Origin of the sequence: Microbacterium terrae, from assembly GCF_017831975.1 — a bacterium.
Taxonomy (GTDB): Bacteria; Actinomycetota; Actinomycetes; order Actinomycetales; family Microbacteriaceae; genus Microbacterium; species Microbacterium terrae.
On the sequence record NZ_JAFDSS010000001.1, the window covers coordinates 2,329,424 to 2,343,538 of the forward strand.

Annotated in this window: 16 protein-coding genes; 11 read left to right on the forward strand and 5 right to left on the reverse strand. The window is 71.4% G+C overall.

All coding sequences use genetic code 11. The features are described from left to right. Positions 1 to 28 precede the first annotated feature (28 nt). The 5 genes from JOD63_RS10700 (at position 29) to JOD63_RS10720 (ending at position 4,077) form a co-directional block, all read left to right on the forward strand. Entirely contained in the window at positions 29 to 2,761 is a 2,733-nt protein-coding gene (locus JOD63_RS10700; RefSeq protein WP_045274033.1) for a cation-translocating P-type ATPase, read from the forward strand. 7 nt (positions 2,762 to 2,768) lie between these two features. Further along, a complete protein-coding gene (locus tag JOD63_RS10705; protein WP_211088096.1) occupies positions 2,769 to 3,350 on the forward strand; it encodes a hypothetical protein in 582 nt (193 codons plus the stop codon). Between the two features lie 182 nt (positions 3,351 to 3,532). Continuing rightward, on the forward strand, positions 3,533 to 3,733 hold the full coding sequence (locus JOD63_RS10710; RefSeq protein WP_045274096.1) for a hypothetical protein: 201 nt from the start codon (positions 3,533 to 3,535) through the stop codon (positions 3,731 to 3,733). Positions 3,734 to 3,747: 14 nt separating this feature from the next. Next, positions 3,748 to 3,927, forward strand: a complete 180-nt coding sequence (locus JOD63_RS10715; RefSeq protein WP_045274095.1) for a hypothetical protein — start codon at positions 3,748 to 3,750, stop codon at positions 3,925 to 3,927. A gap of 9 nt (positions 3,928 to 3,936) precedes the next feature. After that, on the forward strand, positions 3,937 to 4,077 hold the full coding sequence (locus JOD63_RS10720; RefSeq protein ID WP_157003899.1) for a hypothetical protein: 141 nt from the start codon (positions 3,937 to 3,939) through the stop codon (positions 4,075 to 4,077). Between the two features lie 41 nt (positions 4,078 to 4,118). Here JOD63_RS10720 and JOD63_RS10725 read toward each other — a convergent pair whose 3' ends face one another. Beyond that, positions 4,119 to 5,273, reverse strand: a complete 1,155-nt coding sequence (locus JOD63_RS10725; protein ID WP_045274094.1) for an EstA family serine hydrolase — start codon at positions 5,271 to 5,273, stop codon at positions 4,119 to 4,121. 122 nt (positions 5,274 to 5,395) lie between these two features. Here JOD63_RS10725 and JOD63_RS10730 point away from each other — a divergent pair, with 122 nt between their 5' ends. The 4 genes from JOD63_RS10730 (at position 5,396) to JOD63_RS10745 (ending at position 8,097) form a co-directional block, all read left to right on the forward strand. Next, positions 5,396 to 6,544: an alcohol dehydrogenase catalytic domain-containing protein gene (locus JOD63_RS10730; RefSeq protein ID WP_045274093.1), complete on the forward strand. Its 1,149-nt coding sequence runs from the start codon at positions 5,396 to 5,398 to the stop codon at positions 6,542 to 6,544. Next, positions 6,541 to 7,290 (forward strand): 3-oxoacyl-ACP reductase FabG, encoded by a 750-nt coding sequence (gene fabG, locus JOD63_RS10735; RefSeq protein WP_045274092.1) that lies wholly within the window; start codon positions 6,541 to 6,543, stop codon positions 7,288 to 7,290. Before JOD63_RS10730 ends, fabG begins: the two co-directional genes overlap by 4 nt. Next, a complete protein-coding gene (locus tag JOD63_RS10740; RefSeq protein ID WP_045274091.1) occupies positions 7,287 to 7,745 on the forward strand; it encodes a MaoC family dehydratase in 459 nt (152 codons plus the stop codon). Before fabG ends, JOD63_RS10740 begins: the two co-directional genes overlap by 4 nt. Positions 7,746 to 7,878: 133 nt before the next feature. After that, positions 7,879 to 8,097, forward strand: a complete 219-nt coding sequence (locus JOD63_RS10745) for a hypothetical protein (protein WP_045274090.1) — start codon at positions 7,879 to 7,881, stop codon at positions 8,095 to 8,097. A gap of 4 nt (positions 8,098 to 8,101) precedes the next feature. Here the strand turns inward: JOD63_RS10745 and JOD63_RS10750 are convergent, their stop codons facing one another. The 4 genes from JOD63_RS10750 to JOD63_RS10765 form a co-directional block, all read right to left on the reverse strand. After that, positions 8,102 to 8,782 (reverse strand): PhzF family phenazine biosynthesis protein, encoded by a 681-nt coding sequence (locus JOD63_RS10750; RefSeq protein WP_211088097.1) that lies wholly within the window; start codon positions 8,780 to 8,782, stop codon positions 8,102 to 8,104. Between the two features lie 73 nt (positions 8,783 to 8,855). Next, positions 8,856 to 10,040, reverse strand: a complete 1,185-nt coding sequence (locus tag JOD63_RS10755) for an endonuclease/exonuclease/phosphatase family protein (protein ID WP_211088098.1) — start codon at positions 10,038 to 10,040, stop codon at positions 8,856 to 8,858. Between the two features lie 153 nt (positions 10,041 to 10,193). Then, on the reverse strand, positions 10,194 to 11,408 hold the full coding sequence (locus JOD63_RS10760) for an acetyl-CoA C-acetyltransferase (protein WP_045274087.1): 1,215 nt from the start codon (positions 11,406 to 11,408) through the stop codon (positions 10,194 to 10,196). 212 nt (positions 11,409 to 11,620) lie between these two features. Continuing rightward, the gene (locus tag JOD63_RS10765; protein WP_407665000.1) at positions 11,621 to 12,874 is read right to left on the reverse strand and encodes an acyl-CoA dehydrogenase family protein; all 1,254 of its coding nucleotides are present in this window, start codon (positions 12,872 to 12,874) and stop codon (positions 11,621 to 11,623) included. A gap of 127 nt (positions 12,875 to 13,001) precedes the next feature. On the opposite strand from JOD63_RS10765, the gene JOD63_RS10770 reads away from it, so the two are divergent. Further along, on the forward strand, positions 13,002 to 13,649 hold the full coding sequence (locus tag JOD63_RS10770; RefSeq protein ID WP_045274086.1) for a QsdR family transcriptional regulator: 648 nt from the start codon (positions 13,002 to 13,004) through the stop codon (positions 13,647 to 13,649). A gap of 2 nt (positions 13,650 to 13,651) precedes the next feature. After that, positions 13,652 to 14,068, forward strand: a complete 417-nt coding sequence (locus JOD63_RS10775) for an acyl-CoA thioesterase (RefSeq protein ID WP_045274085.1) — start codon at positions 13,652 to 13,654, stop codon at positions 14,066 to 14,068. The last annotated feature ends 47 nt before the right edge of the window (positions 14,069 to 14,115 follow it).

Here is a 14,115-nt window from a genome sequence, read left to right on the forward strand (position 1 = left end):
GGCATCCCCCGGGCGCTAGCTTCTGACCATGAGCGCCGTGGACTCCCCCGCACCCCCCGCATCCACACCGTCACCGACCTGGTTCACCGAAGACCCCGACGCCGTCGTCGCCGCACTCCAGAGCGACCGCGAGCAGGGCCTCACCGCCGACGCCGCAGCCCGTCGCCTCGCCGAGCACGGCCCGAACTCGATCGCTTCCGAGCCTGCACCGTCGGTGTGGCAGGTGGCACTGCGCCAGCTCGCCGACCCGATGAACATCATGCTCGTCGCGGTCGCGATCATCAGCCTCTTCATCGACCAGGTGAGCGTCGGCATCCTCGTCGGAGCGCTCGTCGTGCTCAACGTGGTGCTGGGCACGCGCCAGGAGATGAAGGCGAAGGCATCCGTCGACGCCCTCGCCAAGATGCAGATCCCGCAGGCGAAGGTGATCCGCGGCGGCACGCTGCTGCAGGTCGACGCGACGACTCTGGTGCCGGGCGACCTGGTCGCCCTCGAGGCGGGCGACATCGTGCCGGCCGACGGGCGCATCCTGCGCTCGGCGACGCTCGAGACGCAGGAGGCGGCGCTCACCGGCGAGAGCGCGCCGATCCCGAAGGATGCCGCGACCCTCGACGACCCCGAGACGACGCTCGGCGACCGCGCCAACATGGTGTTCCAGAACACGCAGGTCACCCGCGGCACCGCCGGCGTGCTCATCACCGACACCGGCATGACCACGCAGATGGGCCGCATCGCGTCGATGCTGTCGGCGGTGAAGCCCGCGAAGTCGCCGCTGCAGCGCGAGCTCGACTCGCTCACCGGGGTGCTCGGCTGGATCGCCTGGGGCGCCGTGGCGATCATCGTGATCACCGGGCTGCTGCGCGGACAGGAGATCACCGCGGTGATCCTCCTCGGCATCTCGATGGCGATCTCGGCGATCCCCACCGGCATGCCGTCGTTCGTGCAGGCGATGCTGTCGTACGGCGCGCGGCAGCTGGCCGAGCACAAGGCGGTGGTGAAGAACCTCACCGACGTCGAGACGCTCGGCGCGACGAGCGCGATCAACTCCGACAAGACCGGCACGCTCACCATGAACGAGATGACCGTGGAGTCGCTGTACTACCGCGGCGACTGGTTCACGGTCTCAGGCTCGGGCTATGAGAAGTCGGGCGACATCCGCGGCGTCGCCGGCGACCCGACGCCGGACTTCTCGGTGCTCGCGGCCGGTCTCGCGCTGTGCTCGGATGCGACGGTGTCGGATGCGGGCGACGTCGTGGGTGACCCGACCGAGGCGGCGCTGGTCGTGCTCGCCGCCAAGATGGGCGCCGACGCCGAGCTCACCCGCGCGAAGCATCCGCGACTCGCCGAGGTGCCGTTCGACTCGGCGTACAAGTTCATGTCGACGTTCCACGCGGTGCCGATCGAGCAGGAGGCGGGCACCGTCGCGTTCGTCAAGGGCGGACCCGACGTCGTGCTCGACCGGTGCGGCAGCGTCGCCACCGCGACGGGTGTCGTGCCGATCGACGCACAGCGCGACGCCGTGCTCGCGGCCAATCGGCAGCTGTCCGAGAAGGGCCTGCGCGTGCTCGCGTTCGCGTACCGCCGTTTCGCCGAGGGCGAGGCGCTGCCCGCCGACCCGATGACGGCGATCGAAGACCTCGTGTTCGTCGGGCTCGTCGGCATCATCGACCCGCTCCGCCCCTCGTCGCAGGAGGCGGTGCGCATCGCGCGCGAAGCCGGCATCGAGGTGCGCATGATCACCGGCGACCACGCCATCACCGCCGCCGCGATCGGCGCGAAGCTCGGCCTCGGCACGGGAGCGGCGAGCGGGGCCGAAATCCAGGCCATGAGCGACGACGAGCTGAAGGCAGCCCTGCCGAACCTCCACGTCTTCGGGCGCGTGACCCCCGAAGACAAGCTGCGGCTCGCTCGTCTCATGCAGGAGCAGGGCGCCGTCGTGGCGATGACCGGCGACGCGGTGAACGACGCCGCCGCCCTCAAGCAGGCCGACATCGGCGTGGCGATGGGCTCGGGCAGCGAGGTGACCAAGCAGGCCGGCAAGATGATCCTCGTCGACGACAACTTCGGCACGCTCGTCACGGCGGTGCAGCTCGGCCGGGCCATCTACGACAAGATCGTCAGCTACGTGCGGTTCCAGATGGCGCAGCTGTTCTCGCTCGTGCTGCTGTTCCTCGCGGCGAGCATCTTCTCGATCAACGAGGGCGTGCCGCTGACGCCGATCATGGTGCTGTTCCTCAACTTCTTCATCGTGATCTTCCCGGTGATCGTGATCCTCCTCGACCCGACTCCCGACGGCATCATGCAGAAGCCGCCGCGCGATCCGAAGAAGACGATCGCCAACGCGAGCGCCGTGACGATCTGGTTCCTCTACGGCGGGGTGCTGTTCCTCGCGACGCTCGTGCCGCTGCTGCTCTACCCCGACCAGCTCAGCTCGACCCAGCCGAACGCGCCCGTCACGATGACGTTCGTCGTCGCGGCGTACGGCGCGGTGTTCAGCGGCCTGGTGATGCGCCGCGACCCCGAGACGGGCCTCGCCCCGCCGATCATCGACGCGGTCAAGTGGCTCGCGATCCCGGCCGCCCTCACCGTCGCCGCCGTCGAGCTCGGGTTCCTGCAGAACCTCGTCGGCACGACCAGCCTCACCGGTCAGCAGTGGCTGATCTCGATCGGGCTCGCACTCGTCGTGCCGCTGTTCGTCGAGGTCGAGAAGTGGATCCGGCGGGCCCGGACACGCGCCGCCGCTGACGCGTCGGCCCGCTAGGCGACGGATGCTGCGCCCCGAGGTTCCGGCGCCCCGCCGCCGGCGGCGGCGCACCGGAGCGGCCGTGCTCGCCGTGCTGTGCGCAGGGCTGCTGGCGGGGTGCGAGGGCGGCGTGGTGCTGCCGACCGCGCTGCCCACGCCGAGCCGCACGGCCGCGCTGCCGACGCCGACGCGCACGGCGGCCGTGCCGACGCCCGAGGTGACACCCACCCCCACACCGGCACCGACCGCCGAACCGACCCCCACCGCCGAGCCGTCACCCGTCCCGACGCCGCGACCCACACGGACCACGCGTCCGACCCCCGAGCCGACGACCACGTCCGATCCGCAGCCGACCGCCGAGCCCACTCCTGTGGTGACGCCGACGCCTTCGCCATCCGCGACGCCGACACCGACACCGACCGCTACTTCCACACCCACACCCACACTCACACCGGAGGCGACCGCGACGGCCACGCCCACCCCCGAGGCATCCGACACGGCATCCGCATCGACGGTCTGGTGGTGGGTCGGCGGCATCGGCCTGCTCGCGATCGCCGGTGCCGTCATCTACCTCATCGCGCGGCGGCCGCGCCCGACCGGCTCCTGAGCACAGCAGTGCCGCGTTCCACCCCCGAGTTCCGGACCACCTCGCCCCAGAACCAGGGGGTGGAACAGTGCGAAGCCGAGTTCCACCCCCGGATTCCGAGGTGGCCGGCCGCAAAATCGGGGGGTGGAGCTGATCGTGGTCATGCTCTTCCGCGGCGCGACGCACCGAACTAGGGTGAGGCCGTGAAGCGCGTGTGGCCGTTCATCGTCGGCGGGGTGGTCCTCGTCGCCATCGGACTCGTGTGGACTCTGCAGGGCCTCAACGTGCTCGGTGGGTCCGCGATGAGCGGCTCGACGCTCTGGGCCGTCATCGGCCCGATCGTGATCGTGGCGGGGCTGGTGCTGATCGGCGTCGGCGTCGCGCGACGGCGGCCGAAGGACTGACGGCGGCGAGCACCGTGCAGACGCCCGACCACCCCGCTTCGCCGCACGTGCCCGCACCTGACGAGCCGAGCATCCCCGAGCTGGAAGACGACGAGACCATCGCGCCGCGCCCCGAGGAGGAGATCGCCGACCGGCTGCGCGCTGAGCCCGATGTCGAGGACCACGGCCACCCGCAGGGCGGCTCACGCCCCTAGCCTGGAGGCGTGGAGGAGAGCATCGTCGAAGCCTGGATCTGCCCGACCTGCGGCGACACGCTGCGGTTCGAGATCCTCGACGACGAGCGGTTCCTGGTCGCGTGGTCGTGCGTCCGGTGCGGCCTCATCCGCACCACCGAACCGGCCTGACTCGCCGCGCCCGACACCCGTGAGCCCACCGGGCCGGTGCCTCAGAGCGCCGCGTATGCCGCCTGAAGGTAGGTCACCGCGCGGGTCGACGCCAGGATCCCGTCCGACATCCGGTTCATGACATAGGCGAACGTCACGCCGCGGTCGACGTCGGCGGTCACGAGCGATCCGCCCCAGCCGCCCCAGAACGCGATGCGGCCCTCGGGGATGTAGGTCGTGGATCCCGGATGCCGCAGCCCCCAGCCGAGTCCCCACCGCAGCGGGATCCCGAGCACGAGGTCGACGCCCTCGACCGGGTCGGCAAAGACGCGATCGACGGTCGCCGGCGCCAGCATCCGGATGCCGTCCACCTCACCGCGCCCGGCGATCAGGGAGTTGAGCCGGGCGGCCGACCGCGCGTTGCCCTGGCCGCCCGCCCCGCCGATGCCCGCGGCCTTCCACGCGCGGGTCCAGGTGATCTCGGCGCCGAGAGGCGGGCCGGTCAGCGTGCGGAATGCGGGCGAGTCCGGCGGCAGCGCGGCGATGTCGAGCGTCGACGGCGGGGGCGGCGCCACGGGCGAGACGCGTGCGTCCTCGCTCTCGGGGAGCCCCAGCCAGAAGTCGGCTCCGAGCGGCCCTGCGAGCTCGGCGGCGACGAAGTCGCCGAGCGACTGACCGGTCACGGCCCGCACGATGCCGTGGACCAGGTGGCCGTAGTCGAGCAGGTGATACCCCGATGCCGCGCCCGGCGGCCACCAGGGCGCCTGAGCGGCGAGGCGGTCGGCGGCGGCGTCCACGTCGAGGATGTCGTCGCCGGTCACCGGCTGCTCCCATCCCGACACTCCGGAGGAATGGGTGAGCACGTGCCGCACCAGCACGCCGTCTTTGCCGGCCGCGGCGAACTCGGGCCAGTACCGCGCGACGGGCTGATCGGGGTCGACGAGCCCGCGGTCGATCAGAAGGAGCACCGCGAGCGACGACACCGTCTTCGAGATCGACCACACGTTGGTGAGGGTGTCGCGGCTCCACGGCGTCACGCGCTGGGCGTCGCTCCAACCGCCCCACAGATCGACGACGGGCGCCCCGTCGACGAGCACGCAGATCGAGCCGCCGAGTTCCTCGCCCGAGGCGAGGTTCGCGGCGAACGCGTCGCGCAGCGCGGCGAACCGGTCGTCGACGATGCCGTCCAGCGGCACAGCGGGGGCAGAGTTCGACATGGCGCTCCTTTGCGACGTCGTGCATTCGGATTTCCCAGCATACCGCGCGGTCGGTATGCTGACCAGCACGCACCCCCGCTCCTGCCGAGGCAGGATGGACGCGATGACGACGAGGAGGTCGGATGCGCATCACCGGAGCTGTTCTCGAGCGGTCGGGCGCCGAAGCGCCTTTCGCGCGCTCGCGCCCGTTCACCGTGGGCGACCTCGAACTCGACGCGCCCGGCGCCGGCGAGCTCCTCGTGCGCATCGAGGCTGCCGGGGTGTGCCATTCCGACCTCAGCGTCGTCGACGGCAACAGATCGCGCCCGACACCGATGCTCCTGGGGCACGAGGCGGCGGGTGTCGTCGAGGTGGTCGGCGACGACGTGACCGATGTGACGGTCGGCGATCGCGTCGTGATGACCTTCCTGCCCCGGTGCGGAGAGTGCGACGGATGCCGCGCCAACGGCCGGCTGCCGTGCGTCCCGGGCACGGCAGCGAACAACGCGGGCACGCTCGTCGGCGGCGGCATCCGGCTGCATCGCACCGCCGGGGACGGCGCGGAGCAGCCCGTCCATCACCATCTCGGCGTTTCGGCCTTCGCCACGCACGCGGTCGTCAGCCGGACCTCGGTCGTACCGGTCGACCCCGATGTGCCGGCCGAGATCGCCGCGCTCCTCGGCTGCGCCGTGCTCACCGGCGGCGGCGCGGTGCTCAATGCCGGCCGGCCCGCGCCGGGCGACACCGTCATCGTCGTCGGACTCGGCGGCGTGGGCATGGCGGCGCTCCTCGTCGCGATCGCCCTCGGGCACCAGGTGATCGGCATCGACGCGGTCGACGCGAAGCTGGCCCTCGCGCGCGAGCTCGGCGCCGCCGAGGCCCTGAGCCCCGCGGATGCCGCGGACCGCGGCATCCGTGCACCCGTCGTCATCGAGGCGGCGGGGGCCGCCCGCGCGTTCGAGACCGCCCTCGCGCTGACCGCGCCCGGGGGAACGACCGTCACCGTCGGGCTCCCCTCACCTGATGCCCGCGCGAGCGTGTCGCCGCTGCAGCTCACCGCCGAAGCTCGCACGATCGTCGGCAGCTATCTGGGCTCCGCCGTGCCGAGCCGCGACATCCCCCGATATGTCGACCTGTGGCGCGCAGGCCGGCTGCCCCTCGAGCGGCTGGTCTCGTCGCGCATCCGCCTCGACGACCTCGACGCCGCCATGGACCGCCTCGCCGCCGGCGGCGAGCTGCGCCAGCTGATCACGTTCGACCCCGCCACCCCCCTCGAAAGGAACCCCTCATGACACGCACCGCCATCGTCACCGGAGCCGCGCGCGGCATCGGGGCCGCGACCGCGAAGCGCCTCGCCGCCGACGGTCATGCCGTCGCCGTCGTCGACCTCGACGAAGCCGCCTGCGCCGACACCGTGGCCGCCATCACCGCCGCCGGCGGACGCGGCATCGCCGTGGGCGCCGACGTCTCCGACGCGAATGCGGTGAGGGATGCCGTCGCCCGCGTCGCCGCGGAGCTCGGCGCACCGACGATCCTCGTGAACAACGCCGGCATCCTGCGCGACAACCTGCTGTTCAAGATGACCGACGACGACTGGGACGCCGTGATGAACGTGCACCTCCGCGGCGCATTCCTCATGTCGCGCGAGGTGCAGAAGCACCAGGTCGACGCGGGCTGGGGTCGCGTCGTGAACCTGTCGAGCACCTCCGCCCTCGGCAACCGCGGACAGGCGAACTACTCGGCCGCGAAGGCCGGCATGCAGGGCTTCACCAAGACGCTTGCGATCGAACTCGGACGCTACGGAGTGACGGCGAACGCCATCGCTCCCGGCTTCATCGTCACCGACATGACGCGGCAGACCGCCGAGCGCATCGGCGTCGGGTTCGACGACTTCGTCGCCCACGCCGCGAAGGAGATCCCGGTGCAGCGCGCCGGTCAGCCCGAAGACATCGCGGCCGCGGCGTCGTTCTTCTGCTCCGACGAGGCGGGCTTCGTCTCGGGCCAGGTGCTGTACGTCGCCGGGGGTCCGCGCGCATGAGCATCGCAGCCTCCTCCCCCGCCACCCTGGCCGGCGCGATCGGCGAGACCGCGACCGGAGAGTGGTTCGCGATCGACCAGGAGCGCATCCAGGCCTTCGCCGACGCCACCGAGGACTGGCAGTGGATCCACCTCGACGCAGACCGCGCGGCATCCGGGCCCTTCGGCGCCACCATCGCCCACGGATACCTGACGCTGTCGCTCCTCCCCCGCCTCACCGCCGGACTCATCGCCGTCGACGGCGCGGCGATGGTCGTCAACTACGGGCTCGACAAGGTGCGGTTCCTCCAGCCCGTGACAGTGGGCTCCCGCGTGCGCGCCGTCACCGAGCTCGTCTCGGTCGAGCCCGGCCCCGCCGGGTATCGCGCGGGGCTTCGCACGACCGTCGAGATCGAGGGCGCGTCCAAGCCTGCGCTGATCGCCGAGACGATCGGCCTGTTCGTTCCGGCCGCCTGAACGGGAGCGGATGCCTGGCGTCACGGCATCCGAGATCAAAAGGCGCGATCGTCGGCGGCCGTGTCAAGGCCCTTGCCGTGCGCCCGCGTGGCGCGAATCATGGCCGGGACACCGAGCGAATGAGGAGGCCGCAATGAGTGCGGATGCCACGGAGAAGGATCCCGAGTCGAGCGGCGACGCCGTCGCCGACGAGGTGCTGGAGGAGCCGAGCACCGAGAAGGAGCCCGGGGAGGAGCCGAAGGGCGGCCGGGATCCGCAGCCGGAGCCGAGCCACGAGGCGGTGGGCATCGGCGTGATCGACTCGCCCGAGCCGCCGGCCACTGCCGAAGGGCCGGAGCAGACCGGGGACTGACCGGTCAGATCAGCTCACGGGTGCGCGCCTCTGAGGTGCGGCCCCCGACCTCGACCTGCTGCCCAAGGTACCGCGGGTGGGTGTACAGGACCGATCCGGCGCCCTGGCGGATCTCGAGGTCGCGGCCGAGCTCCGCGGTGAGGCGGATGGCCGCCGCGCCGGTCGCCTCGTCCTCCCGGATGCCGAAGTCGGGAGCGAACATGCGCGCGCGCACGCGCCCGGCGCCCTCGTCCGCCCAGGCCCAGAGGTAGTGCTGGCCCTCGGCGAAGGCATCCGGATCGACGGCGTCCACGTCGGCGGGAGAGTCCAGCCGGGTGAGTTCGAAGACGGGACACCACTCGGGCAGGGCGTTCACGAAGACGCGCGGCCCGTCGACGCGGACGCGGACGCTCCCGGCCGGCACGTTGATCTCGGTGACCGGGTCGCCGCCGCGGTGCAGCCAGGCGGCGAGACCGACGGTCGGGTGGCCCGCGAACGGCAGTTCGAGCGCCGGGGTGAAGATGCGCGCACTCACCGACGCGCCGTCGAGGGCGTCGATGAAGATCGTCTCGCTGAACCCGAGGTCTGCGGCGATCTGCTGCTCGTGGCGACGGGTCGACGTCGACGCCCAGATGATGCCGAGCGGGTTCCCGTGCGCGTCGCGGTCGTCGACGAAGACGTCGACGACGTTCGCAAGAAGGCTCATGGCGCCGAGTCTGTCACCTGTCGGTGCGACGGAGGTGAATCGGCTCGTGTCGCGCGGCGATCGGCCGCCCCCCTCAGGAGAGGTCGATGTCGACGTAGAGGGCGGCGTGATCCGACGCTGCCTCGTGGTCTGCCTCGATGGTGTCGAAGTGCGGGAAGAGCGTGCCGTGCACGCCGCCCCAGACGCCCTTGCGGAAGATCCCGGCGCCGGTCGCGCGCGAGAGCAGGCTCGGTGAGAGGAGCAGGTAGTCGATCTTCGACGACTTCGTGCCGTTGCCGAAGGTTCCGGGTCGCTCCTCGTCGGGGTCGCCGTCGTCGAACGGCGTGACGGCGGCGATGTCGGTGAGGTCGGTGTCCGCGAGCAGCGGCGCGAGCGCCTCGCTGTCCGGGGTGTCGTTGAAATCGCCGAGCACCACCACGTGATCCACGCCGGCCGCGCGGATCTCCGTGTAGATCTCGGCGGCGCGCGCGGACTGCCGCCTGCGACGCGCGATGCTCGCGGGGTTGTTGCCGCCGAACTTGCTCTTGAAGTGGTTGACGAGCACCACCAGGCGTTCCCCGGCGAGGGCGGTGCCCGCGGGGAAGGTGAACCAGTACTCGGGGCAGTCGCGGCTGAACACGCGGTCGCCGTGCGGGCCGTCGTCGATGTGTGAGCGCATCAGCGCGAGCGGATAGGCGGCTCGGGCCAGCACCCCCACATCGATGCCGCGCGGGTCGTTCCCGTCGATCACCATCACGTGCGGGTACTGCGGCTGCCCGGTCGCGTCGTCGATCAGCAGCGAATCGGTGAACCGGGCCAGGGTGAGGCGGTCCTCGGCCTCGACCACGCCGACGATGTCGGCTCCCACCTCGTCGATCACGCGCGCGGTGTTCGAGATCGCCCGTTCGTCGATGCGGTCCTTGATCAGCTCGACCCACCCGGTCCAGTCCGCCCGGCCGTCGGCGACCACCGTCACCGCGGAGCCGTCGGGGTCGTTCCGGGGTCGGCGCAGCAGCCTCCCGCGAATGCGCCGCAGCACGACGAAGGTCGACGTCCGCGTCGCGTCGCCGTCGTCGCGCAGAAGCCGCAGCTCACCCAGCAGCTGCAGGATCTCGGCCTTGACCTCGGCGGTGTACGTCTCGCGCTCGAAGAGCTCGTTGATCCGCGCGTGGGCTCGGAGGATCTCGACGGCGATCGGCTCTGGGCGGTTCATCGCCCGCGGGCGCGAGAAGAGGTTCTCGACGTTGTACGCGGCGATCCGCATGGTCTGAGCAGCCATCGTGTCCCCCTCGGCCGATACACCGGTCAGTGTGACAGCAGTCCTGTCACAACAGGTGAACGCTCCGCGGCGGGATTGATACAGGTTCGCCCGTCGCGACGAGGCGGGCGACGGTTGCCGCCGGGCGTCCACCCGAGCGGCATCCTGGCGCGGTCACACCCGTTCGAGCACCATGGCCATCCCCTGGCCGCCGCCCACGCACATGGTCTCGAGACCGTAGCGTCCGCCGGTGGCGTCGAGCCCGTTGATGAGGGTCGAGGTGATGCGCGCGCCGGTCATGCCGAACGGATGCCCCACGGCGATCGCGCCGCCGTGCACGTTGAGCCGATCGGGGTCGATGCCCAGCTCCCGCGCCGAGGGGATCACCTGCGCGGCGAAGGCCTCGTTGATCTCGACGAGGTCCATGTCTGCGATCGTCAGCCCGGCGAGCGCCAGGGCGCGACGGGATGCCTCGACCGGCCCGAGACCCATGATCTCGGGCGACAGACCGCTGACACCGGTCGACACGATGCGGGCGATCGGCTGGAGTCCGAGCTCGTCGACCACGCGATCCGACACGACGATCACGGCAGCCGCGCCGTCGTTGAGCGGACAGGCGTTCCCCGCGGTGATCGTGCCGTCGGGGCGGAAGACCGGGTCGAGGCCGGCGAGCGCCTCGACCGTCGTGCCGGCGCGCGGGCCGTCGTCGGCGGCGACGACCGTGCCGTCGTCGAGCGTCACCGGGGTGATGTCGCGCTGCCAGAAGCCCGAGGCGATGGCAGCCTCGGCCCGCTGCTGCGACCTCGCCGCGAAGGCATCCTGCTCCGCGCGCGTCACCCCGTGCATCTGCGCGACGTTCTCGGCGGTCTGGCCCATCGCGATGTACGCGTCGGGCAGGCCGCCGTCGCCGCGCGGATCGGTCCAGGTCGGCGCTCCCCCCGCTGCGCGCGCGGCGGTGCGGGCGGCGGCATCGGCGAAGCGCAGGTTGAAGGCCGACTCGAGGTCGGAGAAGCCGGCGGCGTAGTGCGTCACCGACTCCACGCCGGCCGAGACGAACACGTCGCCCTCGCCGGCCCTGATCGCGTGGAACGCCATACGTGTCGTCTGCACCGACGACGAGCAGTAGCGGTTCACCGTCGTGCCGGGCACGCCGTCGAGGCCGAGCAGCACGGCGACGATGCGCGCGATGTTCATGCCCTGCTCGCCGGCCGGCTGGCCGCATCCCATCATCAGATCGTCGATGCGCGACGGGTCGAGCGACGGCACCTTCTCGAGCGCGGCCTGCACCATTCGCGCGGCCAGGTCATCAGGGCGGATGCCGACGAGCGACCCCTTGCGGGCGCGGCCGATCGGCGAACGGGCGGTGGCGACGATGTACGCCTCGGGCATGGAGTGCTCCTTCAGTTGGGGGATGTCGGGTGGGCGTTTCGTCTCGCTGCGCTCGCTCGACGACCGGGGACGACTGCCGCGCGTTTCGTCCCGCTGCGCTCGCTCAACGACCGGAGACGACAGCCGCGCGTTTCGTCTCGCTGCGCTCGCTCAACGACCGGGTGCTCCTCCTCGGTCGTTGAGCGAGGAGCGAAGCGACGAGACGAAACGCGTCAGACGAACGCGGGGATGCCGGTGATCGAACGGCCGACGATGAGCGAGTTCATGTCGTACGTGCCCTCGAACGTGTACACGGCCTCGGCGTCGGCGAAGTAGCGCGCGACCCCGTAGCCCGGGGCGATGGCTCCGCCGAGCTGCGATTCGCCGCCCAGCTGGATGCCGTTGCCGCCGCAGATCTCGCGGCACAGGGCGACCGTCTCGCGCACGCGCGCCGACACGAACGCCTTCGCCATCGCCGAGTGGTGGTCGCGCTGGACGCCCTCGTCCTGCATCTGCGAGACGCGCACGCTCAGCGCGATCGAGGCGGTGATGTTCGCGAGGGCGTCGGCGAGCTTCTGCTGCACCAGCTGGAACGACGCGATCGGCTTGCCGAACTGGTGTCGCGCCTTCGCGTAGGCGAGCGCTCCTTCGTAGGCGCCGACGCCGACGCCGAGCGCCTGCCAGGCGACATGGGCGCGGGTGAGTCGCAGCACGACTGCGAGGTCGCGGAACCCGTCGATGCGCTGCAGCCGGTCGCTCTCGGGGATGACGAGGTCGGTCATGACGATGTCGGCGTTCTCGACGCCGCGCAGCGACTGCTTGCGCTCGATCTTGGTGGCCGAGAACCCGACCGCCGGCGTCCGCACGAGGAAGCCCTTGACCTGGTCGTCGGCGACGTCGCGCGCCCAGATGACGACGAGATCGGCGAAGGCGCCGTTGCCGATCCAGCGCTTCGCCCCGTTGAGCACCCACGTGTCGCCGCGGCGCTCGGCCGTGGTTTCGAGACCCTTGGCGGTGTCGGATCCGTGGCCGGGCTCGGTCAGCCCGAACGCGGCCACGAGTTCGCCGGCGGCGAGCTTGGGCAGCCACTCGGCCTTCTGCTCCTCGGAGCCTCCGACCGAGATCGAGGTCATCGCGAGCCCGCTGTGCACGCCGATGAACGTGGCGAGCGAGGGGTCGGCGCGCGAGATCTCGAGCGCGACCCAGCCGCGGTAGACGTCGCTGTTCTCGAACTGCCGGGTCTCGGGGAACGCGTTGCCGTAGAGCCCCAGCTCGGCGATGCGGGGAACGAGGTGACGCGGGCTCTCGGCGCGCTCCCACAGGTCGTCGGCGAACGGGCGCACCTCGGTGTCGAGGAAGGCGCGGATGCCGGTGAGCGAGCGCTGCTCGGCATCGGTCAGCGTGTGCTGGAACGCGTAGAAGTCCGCGTCGAGCAGGTCGGCGACGGGCATCGCGCGGGTGTCGTGCTGGTCGAGGGTGAACGTCATCGTCTCTCTCCATCGTCTCGGCGGGTCGGCGACGACCCACAGCCAGTATGCATCATTCTGTGGAATGTTGCACAACATATCCTCGAACGTTGCGCGGAGCCCGGGTGGCGCGGGTAGAGTTCGGGCCATGACCTCGACCACCGTCGCGCCGCCGACCATCGCCACGGCCGGCCTCGACGCCGCCCCCTCGTGGCTGTCCGAGCGCATGGGCGGCGCATCCCACCCCGATGCGGTGCGCGCATTCGACGCCGCTCGCGAGACGTTCATCGCCGGCCGGCGCATCGACATGGGAAGCCTCGCCGCTTCCCTGGGCGTCGACCGCACGTCGCTGTTCCGGTGGGTCGGCAACCGCGACGCCCTGCTGAGCGAGGTGCTGTGGTCGCTCGCCATGCCGACACTCGTGCAGGCCGAGCACGCGACCGAAGAGCTCGCGGGCGGCGAGCGGATCGCGGGCATCCTCACGCACTTCGTCGACGACCTGATCACCGCCGACTACTTCCGGGAGTTCCTCCGCCGCGAGCCGGCACGCGCGCTGCGACTGCTCACCACGAAGGAGAGCCCGATCCAGCGGCGCTACGTCGCGACCGCCGAGTGGCTCGTGCGTCGCGAGCTGGGCGAGGCGCCGCTCGGGGGCGCGATCGACCCGGCGGGTCTCGCGTACCTGCTCGTGCGCATGTCGGAGTCGTTCACCTACGCCGACCTCATCTCGGGAGACCCGCCGCGATCCGACCGCGCCCGAGTGGCCTTCCGCCTGCTGCTGCGGGTGGACGACTGACCGTGGCCGCCTACCGCGTGCGCGAGCCGTTCGCCACCCGCTGGGCCGACAACGACCAGTACGGGCACCTCAACAACACCGTCTACTACCAGGCGATGGACACCGCCATCAACGCGTGGATGATCCGCGCCGGCGGCCTCGACCCGACCGGAGGCGACGCGATCGCCCTGTGCGCCGCGTCGTCGTGCGAGTTCACCGCGTCGGCCGGCTTCCCCGAGCCGCTCGAGGTCGGCATCGGAATCGAGCGACTCGGCTCGTCGAGCATCACGTGGGCACTCGGCATCCTGCGCGCCGGCGAACCCGACCCGATCGCGACCGGCCGGTTCGTGCACGTGTTCGTGGATTCCGCGAACCGGCGCCCGACGCCGATCCCCGCCGCGATCCGTTCGGCGGTCGAGTCGCAGCTGCTCCCCGTGTGACCTGACGCCGACGCCCGGCGACGTGTCGTCCGCAACAAACCGACCAT